The organism is Sphingomonas sp. Tas61C01, from assembly GCF_052567495.1.
Genome location: NZ_CP199583.1, coordinates 1,822,450 through 1,837,384 on the forward strand (window position 1 = coordinate 1,822,450; position 14,935 = coordinate 1,837,384).

Sequence of the window (14,935 nt, forward strand, 5' to 3'; positions counted from 1 at the left end):
GCCCAGTTTCGGCCGGGCCGTGTCGCCTGAATGAATGTCCGTTTTCGAGAAGCGGTCGAACGGCTGTGAGCGTCCGCACCTGGGTCAAGCCTGCCCTATTGCTGCGCCCAAGCGGACATCAAGGTTGTAACCAAGTCAATGCGTCGAACTCGCGTTCGAAACGGACACGGGCAGCTCGTTCGTAGACACGCTGGCCGCCAGCCCCGTTCGTCAGCACGACTAAGCCAGCACCGCTGGCGAGATCGAGAACGAACAGGTTGGCGACGCCGTCGTTAGCACCCCAGTGCCAAGCGAAGCGCTCAGAGCCCGAGTGTTCGAGTCCCCATCCCAACCCCCAGGATAGGTCGCCTTCGATCGTCACGGTCGGCATGTTCATGGCCGGGTAGCGAAGCGCGAAGCGGAGAAATCGGGCGTAGTCGCCGGCTGTCGTCCAGAGTCCCGCCGCCATGTTCGGGATCATGAAGACGGGCAGAGACGACCTGCCACGCGCTTTGGCGGCCGCGACCCGATCATCCTGCGTCCACGCCTCGACGGAGCGCTGGGGTCCGGCGTCGCGGCTCGCCTCGAACATCGGGGGCCCCTTGTCCGGCATCAGGTCGCCGCCGGCATCATGCGCCCATGCCACCACGGGTGTTTGGTCGGCTGCCCAGCCATAGCGGCTCCGCGTCATCCCCGCCGGCGTCAGCACTCGGGAGCGGACGACCTCCGCCGCGGTCTGCCCGGTGACCGCTTCGGCGAGCCGAGCGAGCAAGGTGTAGCCCTCTCCCGAATAGCGGAAGTCGGAGCCCGGCCGGAACCTGCTCACAAGATCGCTGCCCGCCTCGGTCCGCCAATTCGGCAGACCACCGGAATGCGACAGCAGATGACGCGGCGTTATGGTCCGGGTCGCGGCATCCGTGGTGAAGTCGACGTTCTTGGCGACAGGTTCGTCGAGGTCGACACGGCCCTCACGGACGAGGTCGTGGATGGCAGCCGCCAAGACCGGCTTTGACAGGGAGGCGGCTTCGAACAGCGTCTCCGTGGTGGCTTTTACCTCACCGGCCTTGGCGTATCCTCCTGCAAAGCTGGCCGGTTCCGCGCCGCTGTCGAGCACGGCCCAGCTTGCCCCGGGCACTGAAGCCAGCGTCATCCATGACTGGAGTTGCATCGCCGAACGCTTCTGGCTCCCGGCCAGGGTCGGCAAGGCGGCGGCGCAGGCAGCGCCTGCGGTCCCGATCAGGATCGTTCTTCGTGCCGGATTCATTCGCGAATTCGTAAGAACGTCATGACGCTACCGATCACTTGGTGTGTTATGTCGACACTACGGCAGGCTCCGCTATTTGCAATCTATCATCGTGCGGATCGGATCAGCCACGATGCTCACCCGGCACCCGGCACCCGGCACCCGGCACCCGGCACCCGGCACCCGGCACACTGCCTCCGCGTCAGCTCCCAGGCTGCCACGACAACATGTCCGGGATGCTGTGAACAAACGTCCGCTTGTAAGCAGCGGCAGTTTCACCCTGAACGTCGTTTTGTGGGTCGATGAAGCCATGGGTGCGGCAATGCCGGCCTGAGGACCAGTATTTTAATCCGGAGTTTTGATACTCGGAACCCTGTGGAAATGCTGGACCGACTTGCCAGGGTCAAAATCATCCGGTTTCTCCATTACGAAGCGATCGTCGTTCGCGTCGTAGGCTTGGCAGTCTCTGCCTGTGTATCGTCAACAGCTAAGACGGTACTGACGTGTCGATGAATTTTGGGGAGCTTGACGATGAACACGAGCCTATCGCGCCGCTCCTTTTTGGCCTCGGCGTCAGCCTCACTGGTAATGCCAGCGATTGCGCGAGCGCAACAGGCGCAGCGGCCGCAAAGCCTACTGATAAGCAACGTCCGCATCTTCGACGGGATCGATGATAGGCATCGGAGCGGAAACCTTCTAGTAAACGGTGACAAGATCGCCGAAATTTCGTCCGGAGCAATACAGGCACCGGACGGCGCGCAGGTGATCGACGGCGGTGGTCGCGTGCTCATGCCGGGCCTGACCGATGCCCATTGGCACATGGTGTTCGCGCCCAACACGCTGGCGAACATGGAGGCGGCAGACACCGGCCTGATGTACGCCAACGCCGTCGCGGAAGCCGAGCGAACATTGATGCGAGGGTTCACCACGATCCGCGACACCGGCGGGCCGACCTTTGGCCTCAAGCAGGCGATCGACAGCGGCGTTATCCCCGGACCCCGCGTTTTTCCAAGCGGCGCGCTGATCTCGCAGACGGCAGGCCATGGCGACTTTGGGCCCGCCTATGATCGGCCGGTCGCGCTCGGCGGCGCGCCATCGTGGTTCGAGCAGATCGGTGCCTTCACCGTCGCCAACGGCGTGCCCGAGGTGGCGGCGGCCGTTCGGATGCAGTGCAAGCGCGGCGCAAGCCAGGTCAAGCTGGCGCTGGGAGGCGGCGTCATCTCGGACTCCGATCCGATCGACACGCTCCAATATACACTGGAGGAAATCCGCGCCGCGGTGCAGGCCGCCGGCGACTGGGGAACGTATGTCTGCACGCACGTCTACACCGTTCCCGGTATTCGGCGCGCGCTCGAAGCAGGGGTCCGCTCCATCGAACACGGCCATATGGTCGATCAGCCGACGCTCAAGATGATGGCGGACAAGGGCGTGTGGCTGAGCCTCCAGCCCTTCGAGGCGGGGGACAATCCGCTCACGCCCGAGCAGATCAGGAAGGCCGAACCGACCAGCCATTGGGACCGTGTCGCCGGCTGGGCCAAATCAGCGGGCACGAGGGTGGCGTTCGGCACCGACCTGCTGTTCCAGCCCGAGGGCACGAAGAACCAGCCCGTCCTGCTTACCCGTTTCGCCAAGGTGTTCGGCAACGTCGGCACGTTGCAGATCGCCACGTCCGGGAATTGCGAGCTGTTCGCGCTCAGCGGCGAGCGCAACCCTTACAAGGACGCCAAGCTCGGCGTTCTCCAGCGCGGCGCCTGGGCCGATATGTTGCTTGTCGAGGGCGATCCGACGCAGGACATCGGGGTGCTGAAGGATTATGATCGCAACCTCGCCGTCATCATCAAGGATGGCAAGATCTGGAAGAACCGGCTTCCTGAAGCGTAGACGATACGACCCTGATCTCAGCGGTAGTCCTGTTATTCTTCGTGATGGTGCGCTCGTCAGCGTGCCGCTGTTCCTGTCAGCGCTTCGCCATGTCGGGTTCTGGTTCGTCTAAAGATGAAGCCTGCTCGCTGAATAACACCGCTATGCTCTCGCCGCCGCCAAACGCTGGGATGAACTAGGCGACGCGGTCGATCAGCGGCTAGCTCTCAGCGCCGACCAATCGCATGATCCTGTTAGTTACATAGATTTGAAAACGTGCGAATTAGCGTCGTGATCGGGATCGGCTTGGCGATAATGGCACTGGCCTCCGCCCGTGGCTCGCACGCATCGGGATTGGCCGTGATGTAGATCACTGGAAGCTGGCCTAGCTCGGAGCAGATTGCCGCCACGGCCAGCGGTCCGGTTCCCTCGATGAGCCGAACGTCGGAGGTAATAACGTGGGGCGGGTGCGCTCGGGCCGCTGCGATCGCGTCATCTTGGGTAACTGCAACATCGCAAGATGTCGCACCAGCCTCCTCTAGCACCATTTCTATCAACAACGCGATCGATGGCTCGTCTTCGATAATTAGCACGTGGCACATAGGCGGCCTTCCAAAAGCGATCGCCTTTCAACGGCTTGGAATATGCCAGGTTCCCCTCCCCGGATTGCGGACCGATATCGGCGCAAATGCCAAGCTGCCGCGGTAGAACTGTCATCGGGCGCGCTCGCTTGCTGCCAATGGCCTTAAGCTGTCAGAACCACGCGATGCCAGCGAACTGTGATGCCTTTTACGATCTAAAGACGCTCCTGCACAGTCGCCGATCACCTCGGGTTCGAGGACGAAGCCGTCGATCTTGCCGCAGCAGCGCTCGACCATGGGTACGCGCATGCTAAGCAACCGCTATGCGTCGTCGCCTTGCTTCGCCGCTCGACAGGCGCTCATCGGGTTCATGGCGCGCCACCATTCCCGTGTTCCAGCGATGGATCGTACAACGCTGAACGCGGCGTATGCTGAAGAGTGCATAGCGGCATAGCGAGCCCCGCTCGTTTGAGGGATGAGTATCGAAGCCCCAGCGGCGCGGTTGAGATCGATCATCAACGCCGCTTACACGAACGCGTTTGACCTAAAAACGGCAGCTCACGATTAGGTCTCCGGCTCGTCCTGCGTAGATACCCACAACCGCCGCCACAACTCTGCCACGTTCCGTTTACTACGCCAGCTCGCCCCGGAGTTCCGCAAAGCGCAGCGCCCCATCACTAACGTTGGCTTGCCGATTAGGTCGAAGCTGGCCTGAACGCTCAGCCACTTTCGTAACATATCGCCGTTAACCCGGCAACGCTGCCGAGGAACCGTTGGCAGGCGCAATCGCTTTTGCGGTTCCACAATGAAAGGCGCTCCATGCTCAGTTCACTGATTGGCGCAGCGATCGGCAGTGCGATCGATGGCGCAGAAGGCGATGATTCGACCGTCGACGGAGCAATTGGCGGCGCGATCGCGGGCTTCGCAGTCCGCGCGATCACGCCGATAGTTCTGACATACGCGACGGGCTGGCTGGTTCTTAGAGGCTTCGGGAAAGCAAAGGATGCGATCTACTCGGCGAGAAAGACCAGCTAAGCCGGGTCATGAGATCTACGTCCTTGTGCGCGAGGATGCGCGTGTCTTCGCTGTGCACAACTGCTCTGCTAGCTTCGTCACCAGCTTAGGACCAGCGGGGTCGCTGTGGAACATGGTCGCGAGCTTCTACTTTCCTAGCTATCCACTCTGACTTCGCTTCATCTTGCATGAGTATCAGCTTTCAGGAAGCCCTCGAAGCTTGCTAAATGGCCGAACTCGGGTTGAGGTGGGCTGCCGGTTTTCAAGTCCCATAGATTTCGCTGTCTTCGTGCTCGAGTCTTCGCGAGTCGTGACGATGTTGCAAGGTAGCCACCTTCGTCTCAGGCGTTTAGCGGCAGCTTCGTTCGCAAGCCTTGGGGAAGCCGGTCTACCAACTGCTTACGGATGAGGTGCCACCACGCGGACAGTCCCAGCAGAGCGGTGCCAATGATGAAGGCGGTCAGAGCCACGTTGAGCTCGATGGCGCCGTAGCTACGAAACAGCTGTGCAAGTGCCATCAAGACATAGGCCAGCGCAGAAACCAACAGGGCCCTCCGATCGATGGCGAGCGCTATGATGGCGAACACAACGTATATCGCGAGGACGCTGCACGCTGCGAGCAGAGTGATGCTCTTCCCGTTTGTCACTCCGAGCCAGTAGAACAGCGGATGCGCGATCAACGGAGCCGCCACCAAGTGGAGCCAGAACGCAATATCTGAGCGCTGTGTCGTCCGCGAGGGATCCGCCATGTCCCAGCGCATCGCATAGATGAACACAGCTACCCCGCATGTGAGAGCGGCCGGTGCAAGAAGAGCATTGTCGTCGACGGGCACGTTGCGGACCGCTGCGACTGATGCGAGCACGCAAAGCGCCAACGCGCCCACAACCGCCGCGATGGTGATGGCCACGTGAAAGCGGCGCCAATGCAGCAAGGCGCCGAGGGCGGCTGAAGCGGCGCCACCGAGCGCCATCAACGCCGTTTGCCACGGAAAGTGGCCCCACGACCGGTAATGATACTGCTGGTTGCCCAACCTATAGACGACGTCCACGGCGTGCTTGGTAAGCGCTTCATCAAGCCCGCTGAATGCCGCGAAACCCAAGCCGATTACAAAAGCCAACAGGAGAATGATCGAGGGCAGTGCCATCCGCCGCCTCCGAGTGAACGTTTCCGCCATTATCCAAGCCACGATGGCGACGAGTAGTCCGCCGATAGGCGCACCAATCAAGGTTGTTCCGACGGCGGCTGCGGCGAACACGACGAGGAGGCATGCAATCGAGACAAAGATGTCGTTGAAGCCTGTAATCAGCCGGAAGTGCTCTTCATCGATCGCGGGCGTTGCGTGAACCAAGGCGACATGTTCGCGCAGTGCCACTGCAGCTTCCGCTGTGATCGCACCCGCATCGACCGCGGATTGAACGTCGCTTTCGCTATACATGTCGCCTCTCCCGTCAGGGCAGCCTGTGGTTCAAACACGTGGAGGTCAACTGTTGGTGGCTGCCATCAAGTGGGCAAGTCTGCCGCCTGCGCCTCACAGCGCGATGTCCGCTTTGTTGATCCTATCGCGTCTCCTTGTTGAAGACATGGCTGGAACGACCATGTCGCAGATGCGCCGCTCCTGCTCGCGGCACATCGGCAAGCAGGGAGAAATCGCGTGACCAGACATTCCATGATGCTGATCGGCCTGAGCCTTCTGTCCGCGGCACCGGCGTCGGCGGCAACCATCTTCTTCGACAGTTTTAATCGTAGCGACAGCACCCGTGTAGGAGCGCCCGCTTCCTTTCCGCAAGATGTCTGGCGGGAAGGGAACGCGCAATCGGATGATGTAGCTATCGACGCTAATCGCCTGCTCCTGCGCGATCGAAGCGCCTCGGCTAGTCAGTCCATCAGCACGATCGGGTTCGAAGACATCGTACTTACCTATTCGTGGCGACCATTGTTGCCATCTGACGCGGCAGACCGCCTTTTCGTGACCACGCCTTTTGGAAGCGAGGTCCACAGGCTTGGCGCCAGCGGAGGCACCGAGAGCATCAAACTGTCGTCGCTTGCCAACAACCGCGCAAACCTGAACATCCGATTCAGCCTGGCGCTAAGCGGCAGCCGTGCTTCTGAACGTCTCGAAGGCGTACGGATCGACAATGTGCGGCTTACTGGCACTCGCATCGCAGCCGCGCTGCCCGAGCCATCGACCTGGCTGATGATGGTCGGAGGGTTTGCGCTTTTGGCGAGCGCGCTACGGCGGAGGCCGGCGAGGATTGCGGCGCGTCTGGCCTAGCTAAAGCCGACGTTGATATCTTCTTCAACGCCGCGCCTCTTGCGTACTGGAGGAGCGGGGGGAGGGGCTTGGCGGCGGCCTTGTGCCTCGTCAGAGACAATGCTTCGCTGTCGGCTACTCGGGACGCAATCTACCGGAGGCGACAAGCAACTTTTGTGTCTTGAGAGCCACGAACAGCCGTAGATTGCACCGCATCTGCCTTAACACTTCCAAGCCTTGTGCGTCCCCGACGTGACATGAACACGCGTCCGCTACCGGAGACGCCCTTGTTCGCGTTGGAGGCAGCCGTGCCGCCTGTTCTTCCGATCGCCAGCCATGCGTCGGTCGACGTTGCGGCACCGCCCGAGGCGGTATGGTCGGCGCTCACTGGAGGCGGCGCTATCGCAGCCGGCCCCGGTCTGGTCGGCCTCGCGGGCCTAGCATACCCCATGCGCGGTCGGCTGCTAGGTCAGGGCGTCGGCACGATCCGCTTGGGCGAGTTCTCGACCGGCCTCGCGCGCGAGCGCGTGACGGAATGGGTACCCTACCGCCGGCTCGGTTTCACCGTGCTCGCGCAGCCGCCCGCCATGGAGGAAATGAGCCCCTATCGCCGCGTCCATTCGCCGCACGTGCAGGGCTACTTCAACACTGGTGCAACTCGCTTCACGTTAACCCCGCTTGCGAGCGGAAGCACCCGGCTGGACGTCGACGCTCGCCACGTCATGCGCATCGAGCCGGTGCTCTACTGGGAGCCGCTGGCTAAGCTGGCTATTCGGATCAACCTGTCCCGGGTGTTGAACGACCTGAAGCAGAAAGCCGAACGGGCAGGCAACACCGTTGGTCCCCCCTGAACGGATGTCGGGTTTGGGGATCGGGCGAAACGGTGCTGAGCGTCCGGATCTGGGTCTTCGCAGCTGGTGCGCACGTGGCCACCTTATGGAGTAGCCGCCAGTCCGCGTCTGGTTGCCTTCCGCGGTACGCAACCGCCCATTCAGATGCCGGATGAGCTGGTCAGACAGTGTGCTGCTGAATAGCTGCCGACAGCGCTTAGATCAGCCCTGATCAGCGTTCGTTTCTTGGCGCGAAGTCAACGCGCGAGCGCTCGCCGATCAGCCCGCTGGCGGAGCGTCCCTCGACCAGTTCGTAACCCATCATCGCGAAAACGCGATCGTTCAGGAAGATGGGCCGTGCGTTTCCATACCAGTCGACACACGACGCCTTGCATGCGTCGTCGCGCGCGCGTTCCGCGTTCGCTACCAGTTCGCCGGCCGGGGAAAAGCGTCTAGCGTCTCGCCGCAGGAACGTTATTGCGGAGCCGGAGCCGAGGAAGCGCATTGCCGGCAAGTTGCCCAAATCGCGAGACACAGGAAGACCGAGCATCCCCGAAGCACCATCGGCGCTTCCGTTGTCCGGACGGAAAAAAAACGCCTGGCTGCGCCGCTCGCCCTCGTGCGCTGCGGGCAAAAAGTAGGTGTCCCCACGCTGCGCTCTTCCTACCAGCTCGATCGCGCTGAACCCAAGACGTTCCTTGGCGTCATTGCCTATGGCAATAGCGTCGCTACCGATCACGTCGATGCGATCCACCCCATGTGGTACGGGGATGCGTGCAATCGGGCCACCGCTCAAGGGCACCGCGTAGACCGGCATGCTGCCGCTGTGCTCGTTGAACTCACCAGCACTGTAGATCAGGTTCGGGCCGACGAAGCGATTGTGAAAGCTCCAGGCGTTCTGATCGACCGGCAGCGATCGATAAGCGGCAGCAGGCGCGAAGCGTGATCCGTCGCCGAATAAGGCCGTCGACAAGGTCAACAACGCGGTTGCACCCTCCGTTCGTTCGGACCGCCACATTGCATCGCCAGCGCTGTCGGCGCGGACGACGACGTTCAGACGCCGTGCCGAGCGATCTTCCTTGAACGAGAATTGATCAATCGGCCCGCCCCAGGCTTGGGTCGCGCCGGGCGTCGATCCGTCAAGTGGCAGTCGATACACGAACGCGCCGGAGCGAGCACGGCTGTCGCGGCCGCGGTCAGTCCAGACGTAAACTGCCTCGCCAGAAACGTAGAAGGTTCGTGAAGTTGAACCAAGGACAGCGGTAGCGCGGCAGCTCATCCGCGGGGCTACAAGGTCACACTGAGTCACGGTATGGAGCGTCGAGAGATCGCCGCTCGGCCGCCGTCGCATCGGCTCAGGTACATAGAATCGCGTTGCGGGCAACGTTCGCGCAAACGGCGCGGTGCGATCGCCCGTCCAGCGTTGGAGCCCTGGCAGCGCCGCGAGCGGCTCGGCCGCGTCGAGGTCGAGCGGCGTGTAGAAAATCAACGTCGATCCGATCAGGCGGGACGCATAGTTGCTGGCGGAATAGTAGTCGTTCGAGCGCAGGTGGTAGCTGTCTTCAAATCGCAGCTTTCCGCTGGCTGAGATACGGAAGCGATTGATCTCGGTGCCGCCGCGTTCATAGCTGAAGCCGACGACGATGACATGGTCACCGCTCACCAGCATCTCGTCATACCATGCGTCGCCCGAGGTATTTGGCGGAAATGCGTCGATGTGATCGACCGGCCGCATCCCTGCGTTCGCGAGCGAGATGGTGAAGAGCCGTCCGCGGCGGAGGATCACGAGGTGGTTGCCGGCGACCTTGACGATGCCACCTTCGTCGACATCGGCTTCCTGCGTGTTGGTGATGCTCACAGCTTTCGTCCCGGTCACTACCACGTCTTCCGCTGCTTCGGTTGCCGGTGCCGCGACAGCGGCCGGCGGAGGTGGAGCTTCAACGTCATAGGTGACTATGTGTCGGACTGGCTTCCGGGCTGCCACGCGACGCATGAAAGCAGCCAACTCCCGGTCGTTGGCAAACGCGCTCATCGCGCGGGGAGAAAGGTTGCGGCTTTCAGCGGCGGGTGCTGAGCAGCCGGCTGCCAGGATCAAGATGACCGATACGAGTAACGAGCTCCGCATGCTGCCCTCCTTGGATTTGATGTTATCTTATCTCATACGTCGAGAAGGGCAAGTACGCGTGGCTGACGCCTAGCCGATGTTGATTACGTGCCCGGGGAGCTTCTGGCCTTAGTGTTCGGGCATCATCTAAGGGCGCGACGCAGCCACCTGGCAATCTGCTCTTGCGACTTGTCAGTATAGGCCAACTCGTGGCCATACCCGGGCATCAGCTGTAAGCTTGCGCCCGGACGCGCATGTGCAAGCGACACAGCGTGTTTCGTTGTAATCAGCGTATCCTCTGACCCATGGAGGATCAGTACCGGCGCTTGAACGCCAGATATTTTCCGCAGGTTCTCATACCTATCAAGCACAAGCCAGTGAGCCGGAACGTAGGGTAAATGCGCTTGAACCACGTCCGGCATGCTGGTGAACCCAGAAATCAGGATTAGTGCGCCGACGTGGTTCGTTGCAGCGATCTCCGTTGCCACTCCTGACCCGAGCGAGTTGCCGATCACGATAGTTTGCTCGGCCGGAATGCCTTCGGACACAAGCCAGAGCAACGTCGCTCTGCCATCGCGGTACAGACCGGTTTCGCTGGGCACTCCTTCGTTGCCGCCGTAACCGCGATACTCGGGCAGCAAGAGCCCATAGCCTAGCGCCGCCAAAACTCTGGTTGCCTGCTGACTACCAGCCAGCGAGTCACCGTTGCCATGAAAAAAAACGATCGTCGGCAAGCCTGATCGTGCCGGGCGATAGATCGCGTGCAAATGGTAGCCGTCCTCGGTCGCAAGCCGAACCGGGTGACTTCCTTGATCAACAACTGGAGCTGCGCCGCTAACGGCCGGTACCGGATAGATGAAGCTTCGCTGCTTCCACCAGAGGAGAGCTAAGGCTCCAAGGTAGATGGCGCAAAGCCCAATGAGCACGCTTGAGGCAATTTTCCAAGGCAACGTCATAAGACCTCAAATCGATGCTGCTCGTGAGAAACCGGCAGGCGCGAACTCTATGGCAGCAATGTTCGCAATGCGAGGATCTGCGTTGAGGGGCCCGACCCCAGATATGGGTGCGGCAACTCGCCTTACGACGGCGTAGAAAGTGGCGCTTGGGGGCTTGTTAGGCTCAACCAGAAGTGGGGGCGCGGCGGAAGCGAATATGCGCTGCGTTTCTGCAGAGGCGAGATCTGACCTCCCTCCGCCTTCGCCGCAATCCAAGCAAACGCCTCTTAGACCGTTGCGACTAGATGAATGGAGGTCTGAAGTTGGGCTTCACAGACGCGCGACCGAATGTCGCCTTGTGGGTCGTTCAGGTCATTGCGCTCGCCGGTGTCCACTGCGGCACCTGCTGGTCCTGCGATAATCGCAGGCGTCGCCAGTCCAGCGCATCGTAGACAGCTGTCGTGCCTACAGCTTCGTTAAGTGGCAGTGCCGCAGCGGCCTCACGCAGAAAACGAGGTCGAAGCGCGTCATCCTCCAGATACGCTGCCTCCCACCAGCCGATGATGCGATTCCGCGCATTCGCCATCGCCGCAGCCGACGGTAGCCGGTCACGCTTCTCGTGCTGATTGACCCGGGTGTGCGCCGGCATCAAGTTCCACAGATCACCGCACGGCCAGACGGACCATGGCAGGCAGTGATCGATGTCGAAGCTGTTCGGCTTCAACAGCTTTCCCGTCCAGACGCATTCCACCAGCCGCCCGCGAGCGAGAAGGCGCTGGGCAACATCGCGGCCGAGGGCGGTGGTGCGAACTGGCTCTGCCCAGGCTAGAGCCGCTTCCGCTACGCCGGACGCAACTGCCAAACCCATGCGATCGCCGTAGACGCGGGTAAGGCGGGACCATTCGGCCACCAGCATGGGTTCGATCCAAGAACCATAGCGCGACATAGCCCGCCAGAGGTGTCCCGGCACCTCAACCAGACCCCAGCTGCGCAGCGTCTGAAGGTCGAGCACGGTCGGCATTGCAGCACTCCGCCGCCCACGGCTGACGCCGAAGACCTGCGTGTCGCTGTTCGGAAAGCGGGTAAAGGTCGCCGGCATCTTGGCGATCGTGTAAGCAGCGCGGGAGAGCGCGGAAGCGACTGCCTGAGCCTGCTCGCCGGTGAATGTCGCTCCGACCCGCAGTTCTGTTGGTGCCGTGCCAAGAGCCAGCAGCGCTTGGAAGCCATCCTTAGCGAACCCTAGCTTCTCGGTGCCGACGTTGCCCGGCATCTGCGGAAGTCCAGCTCGCACCAACGGCAGATAAATCCTTAGCCAGTTCAGTGCGACCAGGCCAAGCGGCACCTCGACCGCGTCGCGGCCATCAGGCGTCGGTGTGGCCGCAGCGGGCGCGTATTCGGCGATGCGCGCCACGGCGCGAAGTAGCGCCAGCTTGTAGGTGGACGACTTCTCATCGGATAGAACGATGCCGCGCAACAGCGGGAGGGCGCAGGTGCCGTCATCAGGCATACGCAGTGCCATGACGTTCCAGGTCACACCGGGGCGCCCGCCCTGATCGCTGGAGGTCGCAACCCGTAGCACCTCCAGCCCGTGCGCCCGGGCCAGTCCCTCGATCTCGGCGGTTGACGTCGTGTGCATCTGCATGCCGGATGGGGCGGGACCGTGGCGCAGTGTGATCACCAGCACGCCGCCCGGCTTCATCAGCGTGGCGAGTTTGCGGAACGCGCGGGGCCGATCCGCAGGCGCTACGTGCTGCCAGACGGCTGACAGCAGCACGAGATCGTAGGCAAGTCCCAGCCCATGGACATGGTCGAGCGAGGGCAAGGCATCACTCACCCACCGGATGCCGTGGCTTCCATGCTTCTCGGCTGCGATCCGGCGCATACCTGCAGCAGGCTCGGCCGCCACAACCTCGTAGCCGAGTGAGCTCAGCCAGGCCGCGTCACGTCCTGTGCCGGCGCCGACGTCGAGCGCCAGCTTGCGGTCGCTGTCGTGTGGGATGACCGGCAACACCTCCGCCAGCATACCCTCGGACGATATCGCCTCGTACCGCTCGGCTAGCTTGTCGGCTTGGCCGTCATAGGCAGCAACGACGTCGAGGTAGCTGTTCAAGCCTCGAGGCCCGCGAAACGAGCACGGTGCCTGGCGACATAGTCGGGGTGCGGGTGGAGCCGTGGATCGACAGGTAGGTGAACGCGCTCGCCTGGTTGTGGGAACAGCCGAATGAGCTCGGACGGCACCTTGTTGTGCGACACCAGCAGCCGGCACTGATCGTCGAGGCTGATGAGGTGGCGGTCGAACAACCAGTGCGCGGTCGCGGACAGAGCAATGCCGTTCTGCACGATGTCCGGCCCGCCATCGGCGACGCTCCAGATATGTGCGGCCTGAGCTTCGGCTTTGCCGCCACCATTGACCATACGGAGTCCCGTCACCGCGCAACGGTTGTCGTAAGCGTCGAGCACGTGGCCACGGAAGGCGGCGCTGCGCACCTTACGGTTCACCAGCAGCTGCGCCACGCGCCGCTCGTCGGGCGGCAAAGCCAGCAATGCGGCCGTGGCGGCGTCGATGTGACGGGGATCGAGTTCGAGCCGGATCGCATGTTCGGGTGATAGCGTGTCGATCAAGCCGGCGTTTACGATGGCGGCAAAGTCGGCATCATCAATGGCGCGAACCGATCGACCGCGTAGCGTCCGACCAGCGATGGCGGGATTGTCCAGCTCGCGCAGCATACGCTCAAGAAAGCGGCCGTCCGGATCGCGATATGGCACGGGACGATCGAATTCGATGAAGTCGCTGATGCGGGCGTAGAAGAGCGTGCGGTCAGCGGGATCCGGGTCGATGCTGTGCACCAGGCCGGCCGCCACATAGGCCTTGCGCCCGCCCGCCGAGCCGGTTTCGCGGTAGATAATCCAATCGCCGATGCATGCCTCAGCTGCGCGCAGGTAGATGCGTGGGAAATGGTACCGCTCAGCGATCAGGTCGTCGTAGCGCGATGCACCGCTGATTTCGAACACACCCCTCATGCCAGGAGCGTGACGCGGTTCTCGAGCTGGAGCAACCTTGCTGACGACGTTCAACGGTCAGCGATCGTGGAGCACTTTGTCGTGGATCGAACGGCTCAATCCGGAAGGGCAGATGCTGCCTCCAACGCCAGGGCCTGGGTTACAGTTGCCGTGAAAGGCGCGCTTCGCGCCGCTGGATTAGCAGGTTGCGCTGGTGGAATTCCACGAGATAGTTCGCGATCGGTTCACAAGTTGTCACTAGTTTAGGTGCGACATAGTCTTCCGAACATGCACCACTCTTCTTTCTCTACTAAGTTTTTTTACCCATATTGCTATTGACAGATCGGCTCTTACATGGCATAAGCCTGATCGTTGCTGCCAACAAATTCCAGCGTTACCACATGCGCTGATGTGCGATCCGCCGATAGGGCGTTTAGCATGTGCAGCGGCAGCTGGTCAGCTCGCAGCGCGACCATCATACGAAGTTGGCTGCATTTACCGGCACCACGAAGTGGTTGCGGGCCCATCCTCCCTCCCAGACAGAAAGATCATATGAATCTCGAAGATCGCTCGCGCATCATTATCAACAAGGTTCGCAATCTCGACCCTCGCTTTGGTCGTCGTGCCGACAAGATTTATACCGACGTTCACCGTGATGCCCGCTTCATCACCGATCAGCCTGCGACCTGGGATGCCTTGATCGTCCCCGAGTATACGAGCAAGTCGAGCGCCGGCCAGACGCCAAGTCCCTCGGACCAGCCATGGGATCTTTTTCGGCTTTGGGCTTATGACCAGCCGCGCATGACCGTCCATATGCGCGGCGAAAACGTGAACGTTACGCTCTATATGACCGGTGCATGGGAAAAGCTCTTCTTCGTCGGCATCTTGCCCGAACTCCCCCCAATCGTGCCGGGTGGTCAGGCTGGGATTTTCGGCGGCACCGCCTGGTAATCTTCGTAGGACTTGCCCTGCCCCTTTTAGATTTTTGATCGCGCGACTAGAGGCCATTCTAGTCGCGCTTTCAGCCGACCCGCCAAGGTTGGTTGGCCTCAGTTGAAGCCTACTCAGTAGCCCGGTCGCATGAAGGTTATCAACTCGCATCAGTTCGCGGCGCGCATGTAGAATGCCGCCAACGCT

General features: G+C 61.7%; 12 protein-coding genes. 5 read left to right on the plus strand and 7 right to left on the minus strand.

Annotation, left to right across the window (positions count from 1 at the left end; genetic code table 11):
* Positions 1-118: 118 nt before the first annotated feature.
* Positions 119-1,243: a serine hydrolase domain-containing protein gene (locus tag ACT009_RS08530; RefSeq protein ID WP_445193904.1), complete on the minus strand. Its 1,125-nt coding sequence runs from the start codon at positions 1,241-1,243 to the stop codon at positions 119-121.
* A 510-nt stretch (positions 1,244-1,753) separates the two neighbouring features.
* On the opposite strand from ACT009_RS08530, the gene ACT009_RS08535 reads away from it, so the two are divergent.
* Positions 1,754-3,103 (plus strand): amidohydrolase family protein, encoded by a 1,350-nt coding sequence (locus ACT009_RS08535; protein WP_445193905.1) that lies wholly within the window; start codon positions 1,754-1,756, stop codon positions 3,101-3,103.
* Positions 3,104-3,336: 233 nt separating this feature from the next.
* Here ACT009_RS08535 and ACT009_RS08540 read toward each other — a convergent pair whose 3' ends face one another.
* Positions 3,337-3,684, minus strand: a complete 348-nt coding sequence (locus tag ACT009_RS08540; RefSeq protein ID WP_445193906.1) for a response regulator — start codon at positions 3,682-3,684, stop codon at positions 3,337-3,339.
* A 798-nt stretch (positions 3,685-4,482) separates the two neighbouring features.
* Here ACT009_RS08540 and ACT009_RS08545 point away from each other — a divergent pair.
* Positions 4,483-4,698 (plus strand): hypothetical protein, encoded by a 216-nt coding sequence (locus ACT009_RS08545; protein WP_445193907.1) that lies wholly within the window; start codon positions 4,483-4,485, stop codon positions 4,696-4,698.
* 320 nt (positions 4,699-5,018) lie between these two features.
* On the opposite strand, the gene ACT009_RS08550 is transcribed toward ACT009_RS08545, so the two are convergent.
* Complete coding sequence (locus ACT009_RS08550; protein ID WP_445193908.1) at positions 5,019-6,113, minus strand: hypothetical protein; 1,095 nt, start codon at positions 6,111-6,113, stop codon at positions 5,019-5,021.
* A gap of 231 nt (positions 6,114-6,344) precedes the next feature.
* Between ACT009_RS08550 and ACT009_RS08555 the strand changes: the two genes are divergently transcribed.
* Both ACT009_RS08555 and ACT009_RS08560 read left to right on the plus strand, forming a co-directional pair.
* Complete coding sequence (locus tag ACT009_RS08555; protein ID WP_445193909.1) at positions 6,345-6,950, plus strand: PEPxxWA-CTERM sorting domain-containing protein; 606 nt, start codon at positions 6,345-6,347, stop codon at positions 6,948-6,950.
* A gap of 236 nt (positions 6,951-7,186) precedes the next feature.
* Complete coding sequence (locus ACT009_RS08560; RefSeq protein ID WP_445193910.1) at positions 7,187-7,780, plus strand: SRPBCC family protein; 594 nt, start codon at positions 7,187-7,189, stop codon at positions 7,778-7,780.
* A 211-nt stretch (positions 7,781-7,991) separates the two neighbouring features.
* On the opposite strand, the gene ACT009_RS08565 is transcribed toward ACT009_RS08560, so the two are convergent.
* The 4 genes from ACT009_RS08565 to ACT009_RS08580 all read right to left on the minus strand — a co-directional run bounded on the left by ACT009_RS08565 (position 7,992) and on the right by ACT009_RS08580 (position 13,873).
* Positions 7,992-9,854, minus strand: a complete 1,863-nt coding sequence (locus ACT009_RS08565; protein ID WP_445193911.1) for a beta-propeller domain-containing protein — start codon at positions 9,852-9,854, stop codon at positions 7,992-7,994.
* A gap of 152 nt (positions 9,855-10,006) precedes the next feature.
* On the minus strand, positions 10,007-10,819 hold the full coding sequence (locus ACT009_RS08570; protein WP_445193912.1) for an alpha/beta hydrolase: 813 nt from the start codon (positions 10,817-10,819) through the stop codon (positions 10,007-10,009).
* Positions 10,820-11,165: 346 nt separating this feature from the next.
* Entirely contained in the window at positions 11,166-12,908 is a 1,743-nt protein-coding gene (locus ACT009_RS08575; RefSeq protein WP_445193913.1) for a methyltransferase domain-containing protein, read from the minus strand.
* Entirely contained in the window at positions 12,905-13,873 is a 969-nt protein-coding gene (locus tag ACT009_RS08580; RefSeq protein ID WP_445193914.1) for an HNH endonuclease, read from the minus strand. Before ACT009_RS08580 ends, ACT009_RS08575 begins: the two co-directional genes overlap by 4 nt.
* Before the next feature lie 477 nt (positions 13,874-14,350).
* Here ACT009_RS08580 and ACT009_RS08585 point away from each other — a divergent pair, with 477 nt between their 5' ends.
* Complete coding sequence (locus ACT009_RS08585; RefSeq protein WP_445193915.1) at positions 14,351-14,749, plus strand: hypothetical protein; 399 nt, start codon at positions 14,351-14,353, stop codon at positions 14,747-14,749.
* Positions 14,750-14,935 lie beyond the last annotated feature (186 nt).